Here is a 1,040-nt window from a genome sequence, read left to right as displayed (position 1 = left end):
CCCGGCTCTGGGCCCGGTATCGCGGCGCGCCGTGGCAGCGTGCCGTCGAGACCGGCCTCGCGCCGGTCGCCGCCGGCATGGTGCTGGCCGCCTCCTTCAGCCTGCTGCAGGCGGCGGAGGGCGGGGTACTGGCCTGGGCCATGGCCGGCATCTCCTGCCTGTCCCTGCTGTTCACCCGGGTCAGCCCCTTCCTGCTGCTGGGCGCCGGGGCCGTGCTGTTCCTGCTGGTCCAGCCTTAGACATCCGGGATATGACCGCAGCGCGGTGGTCAAGCATGGCATCTTGCGCTAAAAGCCCCACCGGACCCGGGCGCCAGGTGGCTGCGCCGCGGGCGTTTTGCATTGGAAGAGCCTGTCTTGCGCACCGAAACCCGCGGCATGGGCCTGGCGCTGATCGCGATGATCGCCGTCGTGCTGGCCTCGAACTACCTGGTCCAATTCCCGATCAACGACTGGCTGACCTGGGGTGCCTTCACCTATCCGGTCACCTTCCTGGTCACCGACCTGACCAACCGCTTCTTCGGTCCGCGCCGCGCCCGCCAGGTCGCCTATACCGGCTTCGCCCTGGCCGTGGTGCTGTCGCTGTGGCTGGCCGACTGGCGCATCGCCGTCGCCTCCGGCACCGCCTTCCTGGTCGGGCAACTGCTCGACATCCACATCTTCGACCGGCTGCGCCGCGCCGCCTGGTGGCGCGCGCCCTTCATCGGCTCGGCCCTCGGCTCGGTGGTCGATACCGGCATTTTCTTCACCATCGCCTTCGCCGGCACCGGCCTGCCGATCCTGACCCTGATGGCCGGCGACCTGTCGGTGAAGCTGGCCTGCGCTCTGCTGTTCCTGGCGCCGTTCCGGGCGCTGATGAACCTGGTCATGCCGATGCCGGCGCTGCAGAACGGCTGATCCTGTTCCAATGCGTGTCGATGAGTTCGATTTCGATCTGCCGCGGCAGCTGATCGCCGACCGGCCGGCCGAGCCGCGCGAGGCCGCCCGGCTGCTGGAGGTCGCGGCCGACGGCTTGGCTGACCGGCGGATCGGCGACCTGCC

Annotated in this window: 3 protein-coding genes; all 3 read left to right on the top strand. The window is 69.8% G+C overall.

Annotation, left to right across the window (positions count from 1 at the left end):
• Positions 1 to 239, top strand: a 239-nt coding sequence (locus P409_RS35055; protein ID WP_034849635.1) for a chromate transporter, incomplete at its 5' end; no start/stop codon positions are given.
• Between the two features lie 117 nt (positions 240 to 356).
• A complete protein-coding gene (locus tag P409_RS35050; protein WP_343285545.1) occupies positions 357 to 896 on the top strand; it encodes a queuosine precursor transporter in 540 nt (179 codons plus the stop codon).
• Between the two features lie 10 nt (positions 897 to 906).
• The coding region (locus P409_RS38520; protein ID WP_161790541.1) for an S-adenosylmethionine:tRNA ribosyltransferase-isomerase at positions 907 to 1,040 on the top strand (134 nt) is incomplete at its 3' end.

The sequence above is a fragment of the Inquilinus limosus MP06 genome (assembly GCF_000767795.1).
GTDB classification, from domain to species: domain Bacteria; phylum Pseudomonadota; class Alphaproteobacteria; order DSM-16000; family Inquilinaceae; genus Inquilinus; species Inquilinus limosus_E.
Note: the sequence above shows the minus strand (reverse complement) of the source record. Positions and strands in the feature narration are given on the sequence as shown.